The following is a 22,570-nucleotide window of genomic DNA, read 5'->3' on the forward strand; positions in this document are numbered from 1 at the left end:
CTCCTCGATGTGGATCGAGGACAGGACGTCGTCCTGCACCAGACGCTGCGACAGGATGATGGCGTCCTCGTAGTTGTGCCCCTCCCAGGGCATGAACGCCACCAGCAGGTTCTTGCCCAGCGCCATCTCACCGTTGTCGGTGCAGGGGCCGTCGGCGATGACCTGGTTGACCTCGACCCGGTCGCCCTCGGCCACGATCGGCTTCTGGTTGAAGCTGGTGCCCTGGTTGGAGCGCTTGAACTTGGCCACCCGGTACGTCGACCGCGTGCCGTCGTCGTTCATGACCGTGACGTAGTCGGCCGAGACCTCCTCGACCACACCCGCCTTCTCGGCGCTGATCACGTCGCCCGCGTCGGTCGCGGCACGGTACTCCATGCCGGTGCCGACCAGCGGCGCCTCGCTCTTGAGCAGCGGCACCGACTGGCGCTGCATGTTGGAGCCCATGAGCGCGCGGTTGGCGTCGTCGTGCTCGAGGAACGGGATCATCGCGGTGGCCACCGACACCATCTGGCGCGGCGACACGTCGATGTAGTCGACCTCCTCGGCACGCGCGAGCTCGGTCTCACCGCCCTTGGTGCGGACCAGGACGCGAGCCTCGGCGAACGAGCCGTCGGGGTTGAGCGTGGTGTTGGCCTGCGCCTTGACGTAGCGGTCTTCCTCGTCGGCGGTGAGGTAGTCGATCTGCTCGGTCACCCGGCCGTCGACGACCTTGCGGTAGGGCGTCTCGACGAAGCCGAAGGCGTTGATCCGGCCGTACGACGCCAGCGAGCCGATGAGGCCGATGTTCGGGCCTTCAGGGGTCTCGATCGGGCACATGCGGCCGTAGTGGGACGGGTGCACGTCACGGACCTCGAAGCCGGCCCGCTCACGCGACAGACCACCGGGGCCCAGCGCGGACAGACGCCGCTTGTGCGTCAGACCGGCCAGCGGGTTGGTCTGGTCCATGAACTGCGACAGCTGCGAGGTGCCGAAGAACTCCTTGATCGACGCCACCACGGGGCGGATGTTGATCAGGGTCTGCGGCGTGATCGCCTCGACGTCCTGCGTGGTCATCCGCTCGCGGACGACGCGCTCCATGCGGGCCAGGCCCAGGCGGACCTGGTTCTGGATGAGCTCGCCGACGCTGCGCAGACGGCGGTTGCCGAAGTGGTCGATGTCGTCGACCTCGACGATGACCTCGCCGTTGGCGCCCGGCATCGAGTCCTCGCCGGCGTGCAGGCGGACGATGTACTCGATCGTGGCGACGATGTCGTCCTCGGTCAGCGTGCCCTGCGTGATCTCAGAGTCGACCCCGAGCTTCTTGTTGATCTTGTAGCGACCGACCTTGGCCAGGTCGTAGCGCTTGGGGTTGAAGTAGAGGTTCTCCAGCAGGGTCTGCGCCGACTCCTTGGTCGGCGGCTCGCCCGGCCGCAGCTTGCGGTAGATGTCGAGCAGCGCGTCGTCCTGGCCGGCCGTGTGGTCCTTCTCCAGGGTCGCCCGCATCGACTCGTACTGGCCGAAGCGCTCGAGGATCTGGTCGTTCGTCCATCCCAGCGCCTTGAGCAGCACGGTGACGGCCTGCTTGCGCTTGCGGTCGATACGCACACCGACGCTGTCGCGCTTGTCGATCTCGAACTCGAGCCAGGCACCCCGCGACGGGATGACCTTGCAGCCGTAGAGGTCCTTGTCGGACGTCTTGTCGACGGAGCGTTCGAAATAGACGCCAGGAGAGCGAACCAGCTGCGAGACCACGACACGCTCGGTGCCGTTGATGATGAACGTGCCCTTCGGCGTCATGAGCGGGAAGTCGCCCATGAACACCGTCTGGCTCTTGATCTCACCAGTGGTGTTATTGATGAACTCCGCCGTCACGAACATCGGGGCGGAGAAGGTCATGTCCTTGTCTTTGCACTCGTCTACGGAGTACTTCGGCGGCTCGAACCGGTGGTCGCGGAACGACAAGGACATGGTCCCCGAGAAGTCCTCGATCGGACTGATCTCTTCGAAGATCTCTTCGAGACCCGACTGGGTCGGGACGTCCCTGCGCCCGGCCTGACGAGCCGCCTCTACCCGGGCCTTCCACTTCTCGTTTCCGAGCAGCCAGTCGAAAGACTCGGTCTGCAGGGCCAGAAGGTCAGGAACTTCGAGCGGCTCCTGGATGCGCGCAAAAGAGACGCGACGGGGACCAGCGGGTACGGCGGAGGCGTTGCGCGAGGCTGCCAACAGATGTCCTTCCGAGGGCTCGCGGCGGACTGACTACACGCACGCCAGACAACCTCGCAACGTGAGCAAGCATCGCGGGTCGTCAAAGGGCAGCGCAAAGGGGCAGTGTAGCCGAACGGCACACGCCTGTCCACTTCGCTCTCGCTGCATGCTCCACGTTGGTCGCAGCATCGCCCGTTCAGGCGGAAACGTCAAGCCCGCAAGCCCGACTTTCAGCCGCCTCAAGGGCCGGACGCTGGGTTTTCTCCCCTGCGTGACTGATCGCCTACCGCCAGGCCCAAGACGATACCCGCGAACGGGGGCGGTTAACGCTCCGTCACACCGGGGGTCGAACCCATACCGACAACCGATGTGGCTGTGACTTGGCTTACCCCGGTCTTGGGCTTCGCCAAACCAGAATTTTGGTAACAATTGAACGTAGCGACGCGCCCATCACCCGTCGGCCCTCAGGCGGTCCCGAGCAGTGTGGACATCCCGGACACCAGCCAGCGGGAGTCCTGCCGCTCCATGACGAACCTGGCGCGATTCTGCGTGAACTGCTGCTGCGGCCCCTCCCCGCCGGAGAGTTCCTTGACGGTACCAGTGTTCACGAAGAGCAGAACCTCCACGCGATCCGCGTCGGCCCGCTCCACACCCGCGCCCGCCACCGAGACGGTCTGCACGATCTTCTGTTCCTTCGCGTTCGGCACCAGCGTGGTGGCCAGCTGCTTGAACTGCCTGGTCAGCTCCCCCGTCGTGTACGCCCCCGCCCGCGCGAGGTCGGCCTCGACCGTCCGGTAGTTGTACGACAGCAGAGCGGGCGCCGCCTTCTTCGCGACGGCCACGGCCTCCGACGCGGCCGTCTCGGCCGCGCGCAGGTCACGCAGGTTGAACCACATGGTCGGCACCAGCACCGCGCCCGCCGCCACGAGGACGCTCAGCAGCATGATCGTGAACGCCCTCACGGCACCTGCACCACCTTCGACACCAGCCACCGGGCGCCGGACTTGGCGAGGTCCATCTGCCAGCGGTAGTAGCGCTCCTGGGGCGGGCTGTCGGAGCCGTCCCAGCGGATCTCCACGTCGCCCACGACGAGCACCCTCGCCACGGTGGCGGTCATGGTCGCGAGCGCCGTGGCGCGCAGCACACCGGTCTGGACCACCTTGTTGTCGACGGTCGTGGTCTTGAGCCTGCCGGCGTTGGCGACGTACTCGGCCCTGGCCGCCCCGGTGGAGGTGTCGAGGATGCGCCCCATGTCGGCGTCGACCGTGCGGTAGTCGAGCGACATCAGGTTCGTCGCGTGCGCGCCCGCGGCCTCCAGCGCCGCCCGTCTGTCGCCTGCCCTGCCCTGCTCGTCGCGCGCCTCCGCGGCGATCCACGCGCCCGTGCCGACGAGCACCGCGAGCACGCCGCTGAGCGCCGCGATGAGGATGCGGGCAGGCCGTACGGACAGTCCCGCCACGTCCGCTCACCCCTTCCGGCCCGGTCCGCCGGATCATAACGCGACACTCACGCCCGGAGCTCCCAGAACGACCGACCTGGTCTGCCACGCCACGTGCCGGGCAATCGACCCCGCCACGTGGATGCCCTCCGTACGGCCCTGAGAGCTCCGCTGAGCGGCTTTGGCGGCCGGCGCGTCAGGAATGCTCGGAACCCGCCAGAGCGCGCAGAGCGGGACGCAGCAGCCGGGCGAGGTCCTCCTGCGGCACCTCGCGAAGCTCCTCCAGCTCGAGCAGCTGGTGCCCCACCGTCACGCCGAGCATCACCACGGTCAGCAGCGCCGCCCGCAGCCGCGCGTCGTCGCCGGACAGCGAGCCGGCGACCCGGTCGATCTGCTCACCGAGCAGCCGCCGCGCCGACGCCGCCGCCTCGGGATGGGTGAGCATCGAGCGGAGCATGGCCAGCGAGCTCTCCGGCAGCCGCCCCATCTTGACGCCCAGGGTGCCGAGCACGTGCTCGACCACCTCGTCGGCGCCCGGCGCCTCCCCGCCGACCGGCGTCACGCTCACGGCCTGCTGGAAGAGCTGCTGCTTGCTGCCGAAGTACTGCATCACGAGCGCCGGATCGACGCCGGCGGCCCCTGCGACGGCCCTGATGGTCGCGCGCTCGTAGCCGACCTCGGCGAACAGCGACCTGGCCGCGTCGAGGATCCGCCCCTCGGTGCGGCGCCGCCTCTCGGCCCGCGGAACCACTTCGCCCACGCGACGACCCTACATGCGTTGACCCACGCCACTTTTTCGCTCTACGCTCGTTGAGTCAACACTTGTTGAGCGAATGGGACGGCCCATGGACATCGAGGACATCGTCAACGGCTACCACGCCGCCATGCTGCACAAGTCGGCCGACGACCTGGCGGCCCTCTACGCCGAGGACGGCCTGCACGAGTTCCCGTTCGGAGGGCTGCCGCCGTACGTCGGCAGGGAGCAGATCCGCGCCGGCTACCACGCGATGTGGGACTCCAGCGGCATGAAGGTCCAGGAGGTACGCCGCCTGGCGCTGCACTGCACGCAGGAACCCGGCGTCGTCGTCGTGGAACAGGACACGCACGTCACGGCCGGCGGCCGGTCGATCACCGTCCCCGGCCTGCTCGTCCTGCGGATCAGGGACGGCGAGATCGTCCACACCAGGGACTACATGGACACCAGCGCCATCGCCCGCGTACGCGCGGCCTGAGAAAACAGAAAGAGGCGGCACACCCGGCACCAGGGTGTGTCCGCCTCTTTCCGAAGAGCGTCTTGCGTGAAGTGAGGGAACTTACTTCACGGTGACGGTGGCGCCGGCGCCCTCGAGGGCAGCCTTGGCCTTCTCCGCCTGCTCCTTGTTGACCTTGCCGTCGAAGACCGGCTTCGGAGCGCCGTCGACCAGGTCCTTGGCCTCCTTGAGGCCCAGGGACGTGAGGGCGCGGATCTCCTTGATGACCTGGATCTTCTTGTCGCCGGCGGCCTCGAGGATGACGTCGAACTCGTCCTGCTCCTCAGCGGCGGCGGCCTCGCCACCACCAGCGGCGGCGGGGGCGGCGGCAACGGCGACCGGGGCGGCGGCCTTGACGTCGAAGACCTCTTCGAACTGCTTCACGAACTCGGACAGCTCGAGGAGGGTCATCTCCTTGAACGCGTCGAGCAGCTCGTCGGTGCTGAGCTTCGCCATGATGATTTCCTTACGTTAGGACTTGCTGAAAACTAGGTACGGGACCGCGGTCGTGCGGCAACCCCCGTGCTACTCGCCCGCCTCGTCGCGCTTGGCCCGCAGCGCATCGGCCAGCTGGGCCATCTGCGTGGGCAGCGCGGCGAACACCGCGGCAGCAGCGCTCTGCTTCGCCTTCAGGGCACCGGCGAGCTTCGCGAGGAGAACCTCGCGGGACTCGAGGTCGGCGAGCTTGGTGATCTCGGTGGCGTCGAGCGTCTTGCCCTCGAGGACGCCGCCCTTGATCACCAGAAGGGGGTTGGCCTTGGCGAAGTCACGCAGGCCCTTGGCAGCCTCAACGACGTCACCCTTGACGAAGGCGACGGCAGTGGGGCCGACCAGCAGGTCGTCCAGACCCATCACGCCGGCCTCGTTGGCCGCGATCTTGGTCAGGGTGTTCTTCGCCACGGCGAACTTCGCATTCTCACCGAGAGAGACGCGCAGCTCCTTGAGCTGAGCGACGGTGAGACCGCGGTACTCGGTCAGAACGGCGGCGCTGCTGCCTTCGAACTCGTTCTTGAGCTCGGCAACCGCTGTCGCCTTATCCGCCCTCGCCATGGGCCTCCTTCCAGATGTGCCACCGGCGAAGGACCCAGGAAATGAGAACAGCCCCGGCGCAGGGGCGCACGGGGCTCACGCACACGGATCACACCATGTGGAAAACTCGTATCACACCTGCGCTGGCCGTCCACATCACGTGGATCCTTCGGTCGCCAGGATTGGAGCACCTGACGACGACCGGCGGTCTTTGGCAACGACCAGAGTACGTGCTGGCCGCCGAGTTTCCAAATCGTTCTCAGTTGGTGGGGGCGCTCTGCGGCAGTTCGCCCACCTGGTCGGCCGGCGGGGCCTCGATGGAGACCGCCTTGTTGAAGTCCTTGAACAGCAGCGTGGCGTCGAGCGTGGCGCCCTGCTTGGAGCCGTTCATGGCCAGCTTGCGCGGCAGCCCGTCGGCGGCCACCCAGATGTCGAACGCGACGTCCTCCATCTCGGCGAGTCCCTTGCGGGCCTGCTCCTGCCGGTCGGCCGGCAACTGCTGGACGGCGACGTCCACGGGGAAGGTGCCGCTGTAGTGGGTGGCGTCCTCACCGTTGACGCTCTCGGTGCCGACGGCCTTGACGTCCTGCGAGGCCGTGACGAGCTGGGTCATGTTGCCGAGGTCGAACCGCTGGATCTGGTCGAGGAGCTGCCTCACCTCGGTGGAACCGCCCTGCTCGGTGAGCGGGACCTTGATCCACGGCTTGGACGAGCCGAGCAGGTCCTGGAGCGCCGAGACCTTGACGTACAGCGTGTCGCCCTGGAGCACGGCGCGGGCGCCGCCCGGCAGGCTGCGTCCGGCCATGTCGACGGTGTCCAGCGTGAGGTCGGCGGCGAGCTGCGGCTGGCTTTGGTAGACCATGCGCCCCTGCATCTTGCCCCCGCCCTGCTGCGGGTGCTTGACGTTGACGACGGCGTCCACCGTGTAGCTCGTGACCTGCGCGGTCTTCCGCGCGGCCTGGGTGAGCACCTCCGCCGCGGCCAGCTTGACCTGGATGGGCTGAACGTTCGATCCGCATCCGGCGACAGCGGCCACTACGAGTGCGGCCCCGGCCGCGGTCATACTTATCGTGCGCTTCAGCATGCTTTGACCTTACGTTTGCGTGGACTCGCCGTGGCGCCTTCCCGGCACAAATCAGGGAAAACCCGGGGTTCTCCCTAACACGGTCTGCACAGATCCCTCATATACCCCACCCCACCTGTACCTGGGCCCTCTACCCACCACAGCGAGGGACCCACATGGAACGGGCAGGCCGGGCCTGAACGCGAAAAAGCCCCACCCGGCGAACCGGGTGGGGCCCTTCGAGCTGGTGAGGCTGGGTCAGCCCTCGAGCTCGGCCGTGAGGCCGCGGGTGACGTTGGGGTCGACCGGGACGCCCGGGCCCATCGTCGTGGAGAAGGTGACCTTCTTCAGGTAGCGGCCCTTGGCGGCCGACGGCTTGAGACGCAGCACCTCGTCGAGCGCGGCGGCGTAGTTCTCGATGAGCTGGCGCTCCTCGAACGACGTCTTGCCGATGATGAAGTGCAGGTTGGCCTGCCGGTCGGTACGGAACTCGATCTTGCCGCCCTTGATCTCCGTCACGGCCTTGGCGACGTCGGGCGTCACCGTGCCGGTCTTGGGGTTCGGCATGAGGCCGCGCGGACCGAGGACGCGACCGAGGCGACCGACCTTGCCCATGAGGTCGGGCGTGGCCACCACGGCGTCGAACTCGTTGAGCCGGTTGCCCTTGGCGATCTCGTCGATCAGCTCGTCGGCACCGACGATGTCGGCGCCCGCCTCGCGGGCCGCCTCGGCACGGTCACCGGTCGCGAAGACCAGGACCCGGGCGGTCTTACCGGTGCCGTGCGGAAGGTTGACCGTGCCACGCACGATCTGGTCGGCCTTGCGAGGGTCGACGCCCAGCCGGAGCGCGACCTCGACGGTGGCGTCGAACTTGGTGGTCGACGTCTCCTTGGCCAGCTTCGCGGCTTCGACGGGCGAGTACAGCTTGTCGCGGTCGATTCTGGCTGCCGCGTCTTTGTGCGCCTTGCTGCGCTGCATTTCTTGACTCCTAGTGGTGTACGGGCCGGCCTTGCGACGGCCCTCCCACAACTGCTGGGAAGAGGTCTTACTCGGCGACGGTGATGCCCATCGACCGGGCGGTGCCGGCGATGATCTTCTCGGCCGCCTCGATCGTGGTGGCGTTGAGGTCGGGCATCTTCGTCTCGGCGATGCTGCGCAGCTGCTCGCGGCTGAGCTTGCCCACCTTGTCGCGGTGCGGGACCGCGCTGCCCTTGTCGAGACCCAGGGCCTTCTTGATCAGCTCAGGCGCCGGCGGCGTCTTCGTGATGAAGGTGAAGCTGCGGTCCTCGAAAATGGTGATCTCAACGGGGATGATGTTGCCCCGCTGGGACTCCGTGGCAGCGTTGTACTGCTTGACGAAGTCCATGATGTTGACGCCGTGAGGACCGAGGGCGGTACCCACCGGCGGCGCCGGGGTGGCCTGGCCAGCGGGAAGCTGGACCTTCACCAGTGCGGCGATTTTCTTCTTCGGAGGCATGTGTCCTTCTCCGGGTCCTTATTGCGATGCCGTCCGGCCCGCGGGCGCGGCCCGGACATGTCGGCGGCCGCCCTTCGCGAGGGGCGGCCGACCGAACGTCTAAGTGTATGTGATCGTCTTAGATCTTCGAGACCTGGTTGAACGAGAGCTCGACCGGCGTCTCACGGCCGAAGATCGACACGAGCACCTTGAGCTTCTGCGACTCGGGGCTGATCTCGCTGACCGAGGCGGGCAGCGTGGCGAACGGGCCGTCCATGACCGTGACGGACTCGCCGATCTCGAACTCGACCGCGGGGCCGGCGGCCGCCTTGGTCGTCGCCTTCTTGGCCTCTTCGCTCGGCTCGGGCGCCAGTAGCTTGGCGACCTCGTCGAGGCTGAGCGGGCTCGGCTTGTTGGACAGGCCCACGAAGCCGGTGACACCCGGCGTGTTGCGGACGGCCGCCCACGACTCGTCGGTCAGGTCCATGCGCACCAGCACGTAGCCGGGCAGCACACGCTCCTTGACCGGCACCTTCTTGCCGCTCTTGAACTCCTGGACGGTGTGCGTCGGCACCTCGACCTGGTAGATGTAGTCCTCCATGTTGAGCGACACGTTGCGGCTCTCGATGTTGGACTTCACGCGGTTCTCGTAACCGGCGTAGGAGTGGATGACGTACCACTCGCCGGGCTGACCGCGCAGCGTACTCTTGAACTCTTCGACGGGGTCGACGTCGGGAAGATCGGCACCCTCATCAGCGGAAGCCTCAGCCTCGGCCGTCTCGTCGCTCTCCGCGACCTCGGCCTCTTCGAGAGCCGACTCCTCGGCTTCCGCAGTGGCCTCTTCCAGCTCGTCGCCCCACTCGTCGCGGGGGTCCTCCGCCGGAACTGAAGACTCGGACACGGTGACTCTTCCTCTTTCGTCGTTTCGTCGAATCGAATGGCGACTCCGTCAGGCGTGCACCGGCGGCGTCTCGCTCAGGCTCCGCCGAAGATCCGGAGAACCGCCCATCCCAGGGCGCTGTCGAGCCCGTACACGATCGCGACCATGATCAGAACGAATACCAGAACGACCGTGGTGTAGGTGATGAGATCTTTGCGGGTAGGCCAGATGACCTTGCGGAGCTCGTTGACCACCTGGCGGTAGAAGAGGGCAGGAGAAGTGCGCGTCTTCTTTTCGCCACTGGGCTTGTCCGCGGTCTCGCCGCGCGTGTCGATCGCCACAGTCCTCACCTGATCTGTCGTATCCAACGCAGTTTTGCGGCGCGCTTACACGCCAATTATTGCGCGGACCGCACTCGCAGGGCACGAGGGACTCGAACCCCCAACCGCCGGTTTTGGAGACCGGTGCGCTACCAATTGCGCCAGTGCCCTATGTCGTTGACCAGACTACCCTGATCGACTCACTGCCTGGACCGATCCGCTCAGCGACATGCGGCGGAAGGACCAGGCGAAAGCATACGGGGGAATGCCCGGTACGTCGAACCCGAAACTGATCGCCCAGGTCACGCGCGTGTCGGGGTCGCGTGGGAGCATGGACACATGTCCACCCGACCCCGAATCTCCGCGCGGATCTCCGCGATTTCCGAGTCCGCCACGCTCGCCGTCGACGCCAAGGCGAAGGCGATGAAGGCCTCCGGGCGCCCGGTCATCGGCTTCGGCGCGGGCGAGCCCGACTTCCCGACGCCCGGCTACATCGTCGAGGCCGCGGTCGAGGCGGCTCGCGACCCGCGCTTCCACAAGTACACGCCCGCCGGCGGCCTGCCGGAGCTGAAGCAGGCCATCGCGGCCAAGACTCTGCGCGACTCCGGCTACGCGGCCGAGGCCTCGCAGGTGCTCGTCACCAACGGCGGCAAGCAGGCCGTGTACCAGGCGTTCGCGACGCTGCTCGACCCGGGCGACGAGGTCATCGTCGTGGCGCCGTACTGGACGACCTATCCCGAGGCGATCAAGCTGGCCGGCGGTGTCCAGGTCGACGTCGTGACCGACGAGTCCACGGGCTACCTGGCGAGCGTCGAGCAGCTGGAGGCGGCGCGCACCGACCGTACGAAGGTGCTGCTGTTCGTCTCGCCGTCCAACCCGACGGGGGCGGTCTACTCGCGCGAGGAGACCGTCGCGATCGGCAGGTGGGCGACCGAGCACGGCCTCTGGGTCGTCACCGACGAGATCTACGAGCACCTCGTGTACGGCGGCACCGAGTTCACCAGCATCGCCACGGCCGTGCCCGAGCTGGGCGACCGCGTGGTGATCCTGAACGGCGTGGCGAAGACGTACGCCATGACGGGCTGGCGCGTCGGCTGGCTGATCGGCCCGTCCGACGTGGTCAAGGCCGCGACCAACCTGCAGTCGCACGCCACCTCCAACGTCTCCAACGTCGCCCAGATCGCGGCGCTGGCGGCGGTGACCGGCGACCTGTCGGCGGTGGCGGAGATGCGTACGGCGTTCGACCGGCGGCGGCAGACGATGGTCAGGATGCTCAACGAGATCCCGGGCGTGTTCTGCCCGGAACCGAAGGGGGCGTTCTACGCATATCCCACGGTGAAGGAGCTGATCGGCAAGGAGCTGCGCGGCCGGCGGCCGCAGTCGTCCAGCGAGCTGGCCGAGCTGATCCTCGAGGAGGCCGAGGTGGCCGTGGTGCCGGGCGAGGCGTTCGGCACGCCGGGCTACTTCAGGCTGTCGTACGCGCTGGGCGACGACGACCTGGTCGAGGGCGTCAGCCGGATGGCCAAGCTGCTCTCGACGGCACGCTGAGGCGGGCCCGTCAACGCTCGGTGATGTCGTTGGCGAGCGGCTCCATCTCGGCGGCCAGGCCGGGCGTCGCGCCTATGTAGACGGCGGTGCCCGGCCGGTCGAGCCACATGAAGTTGCGCACGCCGGTGCGCGTGACCCAGCGCAGCGCCGGCTTGCCCTTGTACGCCGTCAGCGTGGAGCTGGCGACCAGCGTGGCGAACTGCTCGGGTTGACGCACGCCGCACACGACCCCGACGTAGAGCCGTTCGTCGTTGTCCCTCCATATGCGGCCCTTGACCTTCAGCGGCAGGTCGAGGCTGGGCAGGCTCGCGAACGAGCCGGCCGGCGCGAGGCCGGACAGCTCGGGCACCTCCACCCCGCGACCGCCGCCACATGACAGGGTGAGGTCGCCCGAGGCGAGGGACGAGGCGAGCGGCGAGCGGGAGACCCGTGGCCTGGGCACGGCGTCGTCGTCGGGTTCACTGGCGCGGCCGCTCCCCTGCGTGCTCGCGCCCGCACTGTGACCACCGCTGTGACCGGCGCTGTGACCGGTACTGTGGCCCTTACCGTGGCTCGCACTGTGGCTCGCCCGGGGGCTCGGGTGGTCGCTCCCCCGGTCGCCCGGCAGGCCCACGCCGCACGCCGAGAGCGCGCCCACCAGGCACAGGACGAACGCCGCCGCCGGTCGCCGCATCGTCCCCCCGTACGTCGTGGTTGTGGGTGAAGGGCTCTCTAGTCTCCTACAGAAGCGACAGGCGAAGGCCGCGCTCGCCAGGAGTTCGCGGCCGGGCGACCACGCCTTCCCGGCGCGCGAACGGGCCGATCCGGTGAGGGCCAGGTGGCAAGATATGCGAATGGCAAGGCCGCTGCACGCGCTTCCGAAAGCTCATCTCCACCTGCACTTCACCGGGTCGATGCGGCACTCGACGCTCATCGAGCTGGCCAGGGAGCAGGGTCTGCACCTGCCTGACGCGCTCGAACAGGACTGGCCACCCAAGCTGCGGGCGACCGACGAGCGGGGCTGGTTCAGGTTCCAGCGCCTGTACGACATCGCGAGGTCCGTGCTGACCAAGCCGGAGCACGTCTACCGGCTCGTCCGCGAGACCGCCGAGGACGAGGCGGCCGCCGGGTCGGGGTGGCTGGAGATCCAGGTCGACCCGTCCGGGTACGCCCAGCGGTTCGGTGGTCTGACCGCCACGCTGGAACTCATGCTCGACGCGGTGGAGCAGGCCGCGCGGCACGCGGGTGTCGGCATCGCGACGATCGTGGCGGCCAACCGCACCCGCCATCCGCTCGACGCGAACACCCTCGCCAGGCTCGCCACCCAGTACACCCACAAGGGCGTGGTGGGGTTCGGGCTGTCCAACGACGAGCGGCGCGGGCAGGCGAGGGAGTTCGAGCGGGCGTTCCGGATCGCCAAGCGGGGCGGGCTGCTGGCGGTGCCGCACGGCGGCGAGCTGATGGGGCCGCGCAGCGTGGCGCAGTGCGTCGACGACCTCGGGGCCGACCGGCTGGGCCACGGCGTGCGCGCGGCCGAGGACGAGTGGCTGATGCAGCGGCTGGCCGAGCGGCAGATCTGTTGTGAGGTGTGCCCGACGTCCAACGTGGGGCTGGGGGTGGCCGAGAGCTCGGAGCTCGTACCGGTGCGCCGCCTGTTCGAGGCGGGGGTGCCGATCGCGCTCGGGGCCGACGACCCGCTGCTGTTCGGCACGCGGCTGCTGGGTCAGTACGAGCTGGCCCGCGAGGTCTACGGCTTCGGCGACGAGGAGGTGGCCGAGCTGGCCCGGCAGTCCGTACGGTCATCGGCGGCCCCGGAGTCGGTGCGCAAGGAGCTGCTCAAGGGTGTGGACGACTGGCTGGCGGCCTCACCGGAGTGACCCGGCGATCCTGATGGCCTCCTCCTGCGTTCTCGCGCCTTCCAGGCGGAACGTGCGCGTGTCGTCGTTCCAGATGAGGGTGGGGCCGGCCTGGCGCAGGGGCAGCACGCTGCCGTCGGCGCGGCGCAGGTAGCCGAGCGGGTGCTCGCCGGGGATGTACCACGCGGTGCGGCCGTTCACCCGGGCGGGGACGGGCATGCGCGGGCCGAGCTGCTTGACGAACATCGGGTCGACGACGCCCTCCAGCTGGTCGAACCGGATGCCGTTCGGCCAGAACATCGACACGACCCTGCCGCCGTCGGACACCGTGGCGCGTTCCGGCGGGCCGAGCTCGGACGGGGCCTTGATCCCCGGCTTCCCCTGGAGGTCGGTCAGGGGGACGGTGTGCTCGCCCGGCAGGGCGGACGTGGTGGTGACGGGCGGTGGCGTGTCCTGCTCGACGCGCAGCTCGATCCCTGCGAAGCGCAGTACCCGTACCACGGCCTCTCTGCCCTGGGGGGTGGCCGCGGTGACGGCGACGACGGCGACCAGCACGGCCGCGATCACCGTCCACCGCCTCCGCGGCCCACGGCGGGGCAGCAGCCGTCGACCTCGGCCACCGCTCGGCCGCGCGGCGTCCGGGCGGGCCGCGCTCGGACGGGCGGCACGCGGGCCCAGGCGCGCGGCGCTCGGGTCCGGCCGCGCGGCGCTCGGGTCGAGGCGGGCTCGGACGGCCGCGGCCACGTCGGCGGGCGGCGGCGCGGGCACGTTGATCAGCGTGCCGAGCGCGACGAGCTCGGCCTCCAGCCCTTCGAACAGGACGTCACCTTCCGAGCCACCGCCGACCCCGCCCGCAGGCGGGCCGGCGGGCGGGTCATGCGGGTGGGACGGGGCCCCTCCCGGGTCGGACGACGAAGCGTGCGGGTCGTGCGGGTTCTGGGCGTTCTGCGGGTGCGTCGGAGTGTCTCGCGGGTCGGGTGGGGTGGCTGGGCGGTCAGGGTCAGGGGAGGTCATGGCCTACCTCCTTCCTCAGCCGGGCCAGGGCGCGGTGGGTGCTGGACTTGACGGTCCCGACGGGACGGTCGAGCACCTGGGCGGTCTCCGCTTCCGACAGCTGTAAGAAGTACCGGCACACCACCGCCTCGCGTTCCCGTTCCGGCAACGACCGTACGGCGGTCAGGAGGCGCGCGCGCCGGTCGGCGGCCAGGGCCGCGCCCTCGGGGTCGTCGGGCGCGACCGGGTCGGCGGTGGCGCCGACCCGCAGCGCCAGCTCGGTCCTGCGCCCGCGCGAGCGGGTCAGGTTGTGCGTCTCGTTGGCCACGATGCGCAGCAGCCACGGCCGGAACGGCGACTCGCGCCGGAACCCCGCGAGGGCGCGGAACGCCTTGACGAACGCCTCCTGGACGACGTCCTCTGCCTCGTCACCGGCGCCCAGCAGGGCCGCGGTGCGGTGGGCCAGCGGGCTGTAGCGGGCGACCAGCGCCTCGTAGGCGGCGAGGTCGCCGTCGAGGGAGCGCGCGATGGCCTCGTCGTCGTCCATGACTCACCAGATTCCACCGCAAAGCGCCCGTTCAGGGAAGGGCATTTGCGCGATCGTGTGAAACCCGCCCCGGCCCGGGGCATTAGACTCGGGCAATCCGTGAGCCCTTCGAAGGAACGGGATTATGTCTTCTGGGTATGACCGTGTAGTTCAACCTGCGGCCGGTGACGAGGCCCTGGAGAACCACCTGGGTGGGGATGAGGCCAGGAACTACCGGCAGTACGAGTTCGACATGGTCGCCCCCCACGTCGGCCGCTCGATGCTGGAGATCGGCTCGGGTCTCGGCCACTTCGCCGAGCAGTTCCTGCCGCGGCTCGACCGCCTGGTGGTCAGCGACTTCGACCCCTACTGCGTCGAGCAGCTGGAGAAGCGCTTCGCCGGCCGCGACGACATCAGCGTGCTGCAGTTCGGGCTGCCGACAAACATCCCGCTCGAGGACAAGGTCGACACAGTCGTCATGATGAACGTCCTCGAGCACATCGAGGACGACGCCGAGGCGCTGCGCTCGCTGGCCAGGGTCACCCTGCCGGGCGGACGGATCATCATCTGGGTACCCGGCTACATGCAGCTGTACGGCGACTTCGACCGCAAGGTGGGCCACGTCCAGCGCTACACCCCGAAGACGCTGGGCGCCGCGGTGGCCAAGGCGGGGCTCGACGTCGAGGTGCTCAAGCCGATCAACTTCCTGGGCGGCCTCGCCTGGTGGGTGGCGGTGCGCCGGGGCGGCGTCGGCTACCCCGACCCGCGCCTTGTCAAGATCTACGACCGCACGGTGGTGCCGCTGACGCGGCTCATCGAGCGGTTCTTCCGGGTGCCGTTCGGGCAGACGGTGCTCTGCGTGGCGCGCGTGCCGCAGCAGCGCTGAGCGGTCCGCCCCGGGAGGCCCGGGGCGGGACTCACTTGATCGAGCCGGCGGTCAGGCCGCTGACGACCTTGCGTTCGATCAGCGCGAACAGGATGATCACGGGGATCGTCGCGATCACCGAGCCGGCGAACAGGTTCTGCCAGTCGACCTGGTACTGCCCGATGAACGAGTTGAGCGCGACCGGCAGCGGCTTGTTCTCGCTCGACGTGGTGAGGGTCAGCGCGACCACGAACTCGTTCCAGGCGGCGATGAACGTGAAGATGAGCGCGGTGATGACGCCCGGCATGGCGAGCGGCAGGGTGATCCGAAACAACGCCCCGAAACGGCCGTTGCCGTCGATGAACGCCGCCTCCTCCAGCTCACGCGGGATCGACGAGAAGTAGGCGTTGAGGATCCACACCGCGAATGCCAGGTTGAAGCCCCCGTTGACGAGGATCAGCGACCAGGTCGAGTCGACCAGCCCGAACTGGTAGAACTCCCGGTAGATGCCGACGACCATCGCCGTGGGCTGGAACATCTGGGTGATCAGCACGAGGATGAGGAACGCCGTGCGTCCCCTGAACCGGTGCCGCGCCGAGTAGTACGCCGCCGGCAGCGCGACGAGCAGCACGAGCACGGTCGCCCCTGCGGCGACCTTGATCGTCACCCACAGGTTGCCGGCCAGGCCGCTGCTCCAGAAGTCGGTGAAGTTCGACCACACCCACTCGTCCGGCCAGAACGACACGTCGCGCAGCGACTCCTGCGACCGCAGCGAGGTCAGCACCATGACCAGGTACGGGAACAGGAACAGGAACGCGATGACGTACGCCGAGGCGGCGATGACGACGGTCTTGAGCTTCGGCAGGCGGCGGGTGGCGCCCCGGCCGGGCCTGGCCTGCGGACGGGAGCCCGTCCGCGCCGGCGCGGTGTCGACGGCCATCACGCCACCTCCTTGTTCCACCGCGAGACCCGCAGGAAGATCACGGTCAGCACGATCACCATGCCGAAGTTGACGACGGACATGGCGGCCGACTCACCGATGTCGGAGCCCTTGAGGATGTACATGAAGATCGTCGACGTGGCCGTCGAGTAGCCCGGCTGCCCGTGGGTCATCGCCCAGATGATCGGGAAGCTGTTGAAGACGTTCATGATGTTGATCAGCGCCGCGACGGTGAGCGCGGGGCGCAGCAGCGGCAGCGTGATCGACCAGTACGTACGGAACCGGCCGGCGCCGTCCATCTTGGCGGCCTCGTACACGTCGGACGGGATGGTCGCGAGACCGGCCAGCAGCGCGTACGTGGTGAAGGGGACCGACACGAAGACGGCCACGAACACCAGCCACGGCATGGCGGTCGAGGCGTCGCCGAGCTGGTCGGCGGCGGCCCCGCCCATGGCGTCGATCAGCCCGAGCTTCACCCGGATCTGGTTGATCACGCCGACCTCGGGGTCGAGCATCCACTTGAAGATGATCGCCGTCATCAGCACCGACGCGGCCCACGGCGCGATGAGCGCCCACCGGGCGACCTTGCGCAGCGGGAAGTGCTGGTTGAACAGCTGGGCAAGGGCCAGCGAGACCACCACGGTGAGCACGACGACCGCGACCACCCAGATGACGCTGCGGAGCATGATGTCGGCGAAGTCCTTCTCGCCGAACAGCTTGACGTAGTTGTCACCGGCGGTCCACCCGCGCACCACGCCCAACCGGCTGATCTCGAGGAACGACGACCTGATCATCTCGATCACCGGCCAGATCACGACCAGCGCGATCAGCACGATGGCGGGCCCGACCCAGGCGAGGGGTTCGAGGGCGCGCAACCTTCTCATGGAACACCTTTCCAGGACGGTACGGCCGGCGCGGGCGGGCGCCGGCCGTACGCGGATCCCGTGTGGGTCAGCCGTTCGCCGACTCGGCGGTCTTCTGCAGCTCGCCGAGGACCGCGGCCGGGTCGTCCTTGACGGCGCCGCCGATGGTCTGCTTGATCGCCGTGTTCACCGTGGGCCAGTTGTGGTCCTGGAACGGGTAGAAGCTGGCGTTGGGCAGCGCGTCGAGGAACGGCTTGAGCTGCTCGTCGCCCGACAGCTTCTGGATGCCGCCGTTGGTGACGGGCAGCAGCTTGTACAGCTCGGAGATCTTCTCGGCGGCGCTGCCGGTGTAGAAGAAGTCGAAGAACTTCTTGATCTCGGCGGCGTGGCCGTTCTGGTTGAACGCCATGATCCAGTCCATGACGCCGAGCGTGGTGTCGAGCGGGCCGGTCTTGCCGGGGATCGGCACGATGCCGTAGTTCTTCAGGCCGGCCGCATCGAAGATCGGGATGGACATGGGGCCGCCGTTGACCATGCCGACCTTGCCGGCGCCGAAGTCCTCCCAGACCGTCTTGCGGTCCTTCGTGCCCGGGTTGGGGGTGGTCAGGCCCGCGTCGACCAGGCCCTTCATGTAGGTGAAGGTCTCGACGTTCTGCGGCGAGTTGATCGCCCAGTTGCCCGAGGCGTCCTTGTAGCCGCCGCCGTTGCCGAGCATCCACAGGAACGACTCGGCCTGGGCCTCCTCCTGGCCGAGCGGCAGGCCGAACGGCTGCGTCACGCCGGCGGCCTTGAGCTTCTCGGCGGCGGCCTTGAGCTCGTCCCAGGTCTTCGGCGGCTCGGCGATGCCGGCCTTGCTGAACAGGTCCTTGTTGTAGAACAGGGCGCGGGCCGAGGAGACGAACGGGATGCCGTACGCGGTGCCGTCGACCTTGCCGAAGTCGGCGAACTTCTGCAGCAGGTCGCCGGAGACGTTCGGCGAGAGGACCTCGTCGACCTTGTAGAGCAGTTTGTCCTGGACGAAGCCGGAGTAGTCGCCGGTCTGCAGGATGTCGGGCGCCTGGCCGTTCTGGACCATGGTGGCGACCTGCTTGTCGATGTCGTTCCAGTTGATGACCTGGACGTCGACCTTGATCGTGGGGTTGGCCGCCTGGAACTCGTCGACGACGCCCTTCCAGAACGTCTCGCCCGAGTTGGGCTTGCCGGGGCCGTCGCCGTAGTCGGCGGCGACCATCTTGAGCGTGACCTGACCGTCGCCGCCGGCCTGGGTGTCACCTCCGCCGCCAGACCCGCCGGAGCCGCAGCTGGACAGGACCAGCACCGTGGCAAGGCCGAGAGCGGCGCCGCCCACAAGCTTCATGTTCACTGGAGATACCGCCTTCTCGTCGGGCGGGTGGACACTGGTCCGTACCAGCCCTGGGGGGATGGGGGCGTGCGAACACAGGGCTCGCTCGCGTTTGCGTCAGCGTAAGCCCGAATTCACCAGGCGGTCTATACCGCGTCATTGCGGTTTGGCAACACTGAGGACACCCTCCGGGACTCACCGGTCTAGACCGGTCTCAGTGAATCTTCCGCCGGACGTCCTCACCGCCGTCCGGCGTGCCGATCCACGGGCCGTCGATAGACGGGTCGAGGACGCCCTCCTCCACGAACGTGTAGCGGCCGTCGAGCACGTACCCCGCGAGGCGGACGTCCTGGCTGTCGCTGTTGTCCCACAACTGCTCGAAGAGCCCGTCCACCCGTTTGCGCGCCTGGTGGCAGAAGGTGTCGGCCAGCTCGAACGGCCGGCGTCCGAGGTCCTTGGCGTCCTCCACGGCCTTGACGCAGGTGGCCGTCATGGCGAACAGCTCGGCCCCGATGTCCACGATGCGGCCGAGGAAGGACTGCTTGTGCTCCAGCCTGCCCTGCCAGCGCGACATGCCGTAGAAGGTGGACCGCGCGAGCTTCCTGCTGGTCCGCTCCACGAAGCGCAGGTGCCCTGCGAGGGGGCCGAAGGCGGCGTACGAGGTGGGCAGGTTGCCGGTGCCGGCCACCAGCGACGGCAGCCACCTGGCGTAGAAGGCACTGGCCCGGCGCAGCGCCTCGGCGCGCTCGCCGCGGGAGGCGTCGGGGTTGATCAGCTCCCCGGCGGCCGACAGGTGGGCGTCCACCGCCTCACGCGTGATCATCAGGTGCATGATCTCCGATGAGCCCTCGAAGATGCGGTTGATGCGGGAGTCGCGCAGCATCTGCTCGGCCGGCACCCCGCGCTCGCCGCGCGCCGCGAGCGACTCGGCGGTCTCGTAGCCGCGTCCGCCGCGCATCTGGACCAGCTCGTCCAGCGCCCGGTACGACATCTCGGAGCCGTACAGCTTGGCCAGAGCGGCCTCGATCCTGATGTCGTTGCTGCGGTCGTCGGCGAGGCGGGCGGTCAGCTCCATGACCGCCTCCAGCGCGTACGCGGTGGCCGCGATGAACGCGATCTTGGTGGCGACGGCCTCGTGCCGGCCGACCTTGCGCCCCCACTGGATGCGCTCGTTGCCCCACTCGCGGGCGATCTTCAGGGCCCACTTGATGGTGCCCGCACACGTCGCGGGCAGCGACAGGCGGCCGGTGTTCAGCGTGGTCAGGGCGATCTTCAGGCCCTGGCCCTCCTTGCCGATGAGGTTTCCGGCCGGGACCCTGACCTGGCGGAACTCGGTCACGCCGTTCTCGATCCCGCGCAGGCCCATGAAGGCGTTGCGGCGCTGGACGGTGATGCCGGGAGAGTCGGCCTCGACGACGAACGCGCTGATCTTCTTGCCGGTGCGGGCCATGACCACGAGCAGGTCGGCGACGACGCCATTTGTCGTCCACAGCTTGACGCCGTCGAGCACGTACTCGTCGCCGTCGCGGACGGCGGTGGTGTGCAGGCGCGCCGGGTCGGAGCCGACGTCGGGCTCGGTCAGCAGGAACGCCGAGATCTCGCCGCGCGCGCACCGGGGCAGGAACTCCCGCTTCTGCTCCTCGGTGCCGAAGAGCTTGAGCGGCTGCGGCACGCCGATCGACTGGTGCGCCGACAGCAGGGTGGCCAGCGCGGGGCTGTAGGAGCTGACGAGCATGAGGGAACGGCAGTAGTACAGGTACGGCAGGCCCAGGCCGCCGTACTGCCGCTCGATGGTGATCCCGAACGCGCCGAGTTCCGCGAGGCCCTTCACCACCTCGTCGGGGATCTGCGCGGTGCGCTCGATGAGCGCGGGGTCGACGTGCGCCTCCAGGTAGCGGCGCAGCGCGCGGACGAACTCCTCGCCGCGCCGCGCGTCCTCGGCGGGCAGTGCGGGCACCGGGTGCACCAGCTCGAGCCGGTAGTCGCCGAGGAACAGTTGCTTGCCGAAGCTGGGACGCGTCCACTCCTTCTCGCGCGCCTGCTCGCCGACCTCCCTCGACTCGGCGTACCCGGCCTGTTCCGCGGCCTTGAGCTCCGGCTTGGTGTGCTCGGTCTCGGTCATGGCACTCTCCCGACGTCCGTCGTGTGGTGTAGGAGTACTGCCCGCGTCACGGCGTCCTGCGCCCGTTTATAACCCGATTTTGTACGACCGGCGAGAGTTGGCGCTTCGACCACTTGACCTTCGTCAAGGTCGTTTCCCCGACGGATGGCACATGTCCGCGGGGGTGTCCCGTCCCTAGGTTTCTCCTGCACACCTGAACGGAGAAACCCTGTGAAATCCCTGCTGATCGGCCTGTCTGCCGCTTTGTCCCTGCAGCCCTCCCCCGCCGACTTCGACGCCTACCTGCGCCAAGCGGTCGAGGCGACCGGGCTGCCGGGCCTGTCCGTGGTCGTCACGCACGACGGCGAGATCGTGCACGCCGCCGGGTACGGCCACGACTCCGACGGCAAGCCGGTCACCGCCGACACCCCCATGCGGGTGGCGTCGGTGAGCAAGTCGTTCACCGCGATGGCCGTCATGACGCTCGTCGAACGCGGGAAGATCGACCTCGACCAGCCGGTGGCGAAACAGCTTCCCGGCTTCACCATGGCCGACCCGCGGGCGGCCCGGATCACCGTTCGCCAGCTGCTCAACCAGACCTCAGGCCTGTCGGACCGTACCGTGGACATCCCCGCCACCGAGGACGCGAGCTCGCTCGCCGACCTCACCGCCCGCCTGGCCGGCTCCCGCCTCGCCGCCGACCCCGGCACCCACTGGGAGTACTGCAACGTCAACTACGACCTGGCCGCGCGCCTGGTGGAGGTGGCGAGCGGGCGCTCGTTCGAGGATTACCTGCGTGACAAGGTGTTCGGGCCGCTCGGCATGACGTCCAGCTCCGTCACCGCCGACAACGTCGCCGACGGGTACAACTCACTGTTCGGCGCCTGGCTGCCACGCCCCGAGCTGCCCGCCTTCCTCGACGGCAGCGGCGCGGGCGGGGTCGTCACGACCGCCGCCGACATGGGCCGATGGCTGATCGCGCAGTCCGGCGGCTCGACGCTGGTCGAACGGGACAGCCTGGAGACCATGCACCGGACCACCGAGCTGCGCCCGTACGGCATGGGGTGGGGGGTGGAGGAGGACACCGGTCAGCTCGTGCACTCCGGCAACCTGTTCACCCACACCGCCGTGGAGGCCGTCTCCCCCAAGACCGGCTACGGCTTCGCCGTCATGACGAACAGCGCCGCCCTGTATGACGACACGTACGACATCATGCGCGGACTGACGGCGCTCAGCGAGGGACGGACACCGGAACCGGTCGGAGGTGACCGCACGCTGTTCGAAGCGGTGCTGGCCGGGATCGCGCTGCTCAGCGCGGGTCTGGGCGTGTTCGGCGTGACGCGCGCGCGGCGCTGGGCCGCCCGCCGGGCGGCGCGGCCGCGGTGGCGAGCGTGGGCGCGGCTCGTGCCCGCGCTGGTCCCGGCGGCGGTGCTCGCCGCGTACCCCGACCTTGTGTCGGTGCTCATGAACGGGCGGACGGTCACGTGGGCGCAGCTCACGTACTTCCCCGCGCCCTTGTCGATCACGCTGCTCGTCACGGCGCTCGCGGGAGCGGCGGTGGCCACGGCCCGCCTGATCGCCCTGCGCTCGCGGCGCCGTTAATTCGGTTGCACGGCCCCGGTACGGCTCGTAGCCTCATGGGCATGCGCCTTTACCTGTGATTCGCGGGGCTTTCCACAGCCCGCAGCCTCAGCCCTGTCCAGCCCAGACGCGGCAGCTGAGCCTGTCGACCGGCCGTCGAGCCGCGTCGTGAACCACATGAAGGAGCATTCGTATGCGTACCCGTTCCACCAAGAAGGGCCGGCCCCAGATCCCGGTGGCCCGGCCCCTGCCCAAGATGCCGCAGCGGCCCATCGCGCCGCCCCGCCGCATCCCGCCCAAGGGCCGCTAGATCCACTACCTGGATGGGTAGTACCGCGGGCGCCGCCTCCCCCTTA

23 protein-coding genes and 1 tRNA gene are annotated in these 22,570 nt (G+C 68.8%); 5 read left to right on the forward strand and 19 right to left on the reverse strand.

The genetic code is table 11. From position 1 onward, the window contains the following. The 4 genes from rpoB to BLR04_RS21835 form a co-directional block, all read right to left on the reverse strand. Positions 1 to 2,202: DNA-directed RNA polymerase subunit beta (rpoB, locus tag BLR04_RS21820; protein ID WP_090768367.1), on the reverse strand; the 2,202-nt coding region annotated here is incomplete at its 3' end. 446 nt (positions 2,203 to 2,648) lie between these two features. Beyond that, a complete protein-coding gene (locus BLR04_RS21825; RefSeq protein ID WP_245740405.1) occupies positions 2,649 to 3,146 on the reverse strand; it encodes a hypothetical protein in 498 nt (165 codons plus the stop codon). Continuing rightward, positions 3,143 to 3,643 (reverse strand): hypothetical protein, encoded by a 501-nt coding sequence (locus tag BLR04_RS21830; protein ID WP_090768370.1) that lies wholly within the window; start codon positions 3,641 to 3,643, stop codon positions 3,143 to 3,145. Before BLR04_RS21830 ends, BLR04_RS21825 begins: the two co-directional genes overlap by 4 nt. 175 nt (positions 3,644 to 3,818) lie before the next feature. Beyond that, complete coding sequence (locus tag BLR04_RS21835; RefSeq protein WP_090768375.1) at positions 3,819 to 4,382, reverse strand: TetR/AcrR family transcriptional regulator; 564 nt, start codon at positions 4,380 to 4,382, stop codon at positions 3,819 to 3,821. Between the two features lie 85 nt (positions 4,383 to 4,467). Here BLR04_RS21835 and BLR04_RS21840 point away from each other — a divergent pair, with 85 nt between their 5' ends. After that, the gene (locus BLR04_RS21840) at positions 4,468 to 4,854 is read left to right on the forward strand and encodes a nuclear transport factor 2 family protein (RefSeq protein ID WP_218129106.1); all 387 of its coding nucleotides are present in this window, start codon (positions 4,468 to 4,470) and stop codon (positions 4,852 to 4,854) included. An 81-nt stretch (positions 4,855 to 4,935) separates the two neighbouring features. Here the strand turns inward: BLR04_RS21840 and rplL are convergent, their stop codons facing one another. From rplL to BLR04_RS21880, 8 genes are all read right to left on the reverse strand, one after another. Continuing rightward, positions 4,936 to 5,328 carry a 50S ribosomal protein L7/L12 gene (rplL, locus tag BLR04_RS21845; RefSeq protein ID WP_090768381.1) on the reverse strand — a complete coding sequence of 131 codons (393 nt, stop codon included), beginning with the start codon at positions 5,326 to 5,328 and terminating at the stop codon, positions 4,936 to 4,938. 69 nt (positions 5,329 to 5,397) lie between these two features. Next, entirely contained in the window at positions 5,398 to 5,922 is a 525-nt protein-coding gene (rplJ, locus tag BLR04_RS21850) for a 50S ribosomal protein L10 (RefSeq protein ID WP_090768384.1), read from the reverse strand. A gap of 238 nt (positions 5,923 to 6,160) precedes the next feature. Beyond that, the gene (locus BLR04_RS21855; RefSeq protein WP_245740406.1) at positions 6,161 to 6,985 is read right to left on the reverse strand and encodes an SCO4651 family lipoprotein; all 825 of its coding nucleotides are present in this window, start codon (positions 6,983 to 6,985) and stop codon (positions 6,161 to 6,163) included. A gap of 237 nt (positions 6,986 to 7,222) precedes the next feature. Continuing rightward, positions 7,223 to 7,942, reverse strand: a complete 720-nt coding sequence (gene rplA / locus BLR04_RS21860; RefSeq protein WP_090768387.1) for a 50S ribosomal protein L1 — start codon at positions 7,940 to 7,942, stop codon at positions 7,223 to 7,225. Between the two features lie 67 nt (positions 7,943 to 8,009). Beyond that, positions 8,010 to 8,441 (reverse strand): 50S ribosomal protein L11, encoded by a 432-nt coding sequence (gene rplK / locus BLR04_RS21865; protein WP_090768390.1) that lies wholly within the window; start codon positions 8,439 to 8,441, stop codon positions 8,010 to 8,012. Between the two features lie 118 nt (positions 8,442 to 8,559). Further along, positions 8,560 to 9,321 carry a transcription termination/antitermination protein NusG gene (gene nusG, locus BLR04_RS21870; RefSeq protein WP_090768393.1) on the reverse strand — a complete coding sequence of 254 codons (762 nt, stop codon included), beginning with the start codon at positions 9,319 to 9,321 and terminating at the stop codon, positions 8,560 to 8,562. Positions 9,322 to 9,395: 74 nt separating this feature from the next. After that, positions 9,396 to 9,641: a preprotein translocase subunit SecE gene (gene secE, locus BLR04_RS21875; RefSeq protein ID WP_176903218.1), complete on the reverse strand. Its 246-nt coding sequence runs from the start codon at positions 9,639 to 9,641 to the stop codon at positions 9,396 to 9,398. 77 nt (positions 9,642 to 9,718) lie between these two features. Continuing rightward, positions 9,719 to 9,791: transfer RNA gene (locus BLR04_RS21880), tRNA-Trp, on the reverse strand. 168 nt (positions 9,792 to 9,959) lie between these two features. Here BLR04_RS21880 and BLR04_RS21885 point away from each other — a divergent pair. Continuing rightward, positions 9,960 to 11,168: a pyridoxal phosphate-dependent aminotransferase gene (locus BLR04_RS21885; protein ID WP_090768399.1), complete on the forward strand. Its 1,209-nt coding sequence runs from the start codon at positions 9,960 to 9,962 to the stop codon at positions 11,166 to 11,168. Between the two features lie 10 nt (positions 11,169 to 11,178). Here the strand turns inward: BLR04_RS21885 and BLR04_RS39835 are convergent, their stop codons facing one another. Further along, a complete protein-coding gene (locus BLR04_RS39835) occupies positions 11,179 to 11,841 on the reverse strand; it encodes a hypothetical protein (RefSeq protein WP_143022136.1) in 663 nt (220 codons plus the stop codon). Positions 11,842 to 12,001: 160 nt separating this feature from the next. Here BLR04_RS39835 and BLR04_RS21895 point away from each other — a divergent pair, with 160 nt between their 5' ends. Further along, complete coding sequence (locus tag BLR04_RS21895; RefSeq protein WP_090768405.1) at positions 12,002 to 13,024, forward strand: adenosine deaminase; 1,023 nt, start codon at positions 12,002 to 12,004, stop codon at positions 13,022 to 13,024. Here the strand turns inward: BLR04_RS21895 and BLR04_RS21900 are convergent. Both BLR04_RS21900 and BLR04_RS21905 read right to left on the reverse strand, forming a co-directional pair. Beyond that, entirely contained in the window at positions 13,013 to 14,017 is a 1,005-nt protein-coding gene (locus tag BLR04_RS21900; RefSeq protein ID WP_090768408.1) for a hypothetical protein, read from the reverse strand. The genes BLR04_RS21895 and BLR04_RS21900 overlap by 12 nt on opposite strands. After that, positions 14,004 to 14,543 (reverse strand): RNA polymerase sigma factor, encoded by a 540-nt coding sequence (locus tag BLR04_RS21905; protein ID WP_090768411.1) that lies wholly within the window; start codon positions 14,541 to 14,543, stop codon positions 14,004 to 14,006. Before BLR04_RS21905 ends, BLR04_RS21900 begins: the two co-directional genes overlap by 14 nt. A 124-nt stretch (positions 14,544 to 14,667) precedes the next feature. Here BLR04_RS21905 and BLR04_RS21910 point away from each other — a divergent pair, with 124 nt between their 5' ends. After that, a complete protein-coding gene (locus BLR04_RS21910; protein WP_090768415.1) occupies positions 14,668 to 15,408 on the forward strand; it encodes a class I SAM-dependent methyltransferase in 741 nt (246 codons plus the stop codon). Between the two features lie 31 nt (positions 15,409 to 15,439). Here BLR04_RS21910 and BLR04_RS21915 read toward each other — a convergent pair whose 3' ends face one another. The 4 genes from BLR04_RS21915 to BLR04_RS21930 all read right to left on the reverse strand — a co-directional run bounded on the left by BLR04_RS21915 (position 15,440) and on the right by BLR04_RS21930 (position 20,654). Next, positions 15,440 to 16,327, reverse strand: a complete 888-nt coding sequence (locus BLR04_RS21915) for a carbohydrate ABC transporter permease (protein ID WP_176903234.1) — start codon at positions 16,325 to 16,327, stop codon at positions 15,440 to 15,442. Continuing rightward, positions 16,327 to 17,211 (reverse strand): carbohydrate ABC transporter permease, encoded by an 885-nt coding sequence (locus BLR04_RS21920; protein ID WP_245740407.1) that lies wholly within the window; start codon positions 17,209 to 17,211, stop codon positions 16,327 to 16,329. Before BLR04_RS21920 ends, BLR04_RS21915 begins: the two co-directional genes overlap by 1 nt. A 67-nt stretch (positions 17,212 to 17,278) precedes the next feature. Next, the gene (locus BLR04_RS21925; protein ID WP_090768421.1) at positions 17,279 to 18,547 is read right to left on the reverse strand and encodes an extracellular solute-binding protein; all 1,269 of its coding nucleotides are present in this window, start codon (positions 18,545 to 18,547) and stop codon (positions 17,279 to 17,281) included. Positions 18,548 to 18,746: 199 nt separating this feature from the next. Further along, positions 18,747 to 20,654, reverse strand: a complete 1,908-nt coding sequence (locus BLR04_RS21930; RefSeq protein WP_090768424.1) for an acyl-CoA dehydrogenase family protein — start codon at positions 20,652 to 20,654, stop codon at positions 18,747 to 18,749. 210 nt (positions 20,655 to 20,864) lie between these two features. On the opposite strand from BLR04_RS21930, the gene BLR04_RS21935 reads away from it, so the two are divergent. Next, a complete protein-coding gene (locus BLR04_RS21935) occupies positions 20,865 to 22,235 on the forward strand; it encodes a serine hydrolase domain-containing protein (RefSeq protein ID WP_245740408.1) in 1,371 nt (456 codons plus the stop codon). Positions 22,236 to 22,570 lie beyond the last annotated feature (335 nt).

The organism is Nonomuraea maritima (genome assembly GCF_900100395.1).
Lineage (GTDB): Bacteria > Actinomycetota > Actinomycetes > Streptosporangiales > Streptosporangiaceae > Nonomuraea > Nonomuraea maritima.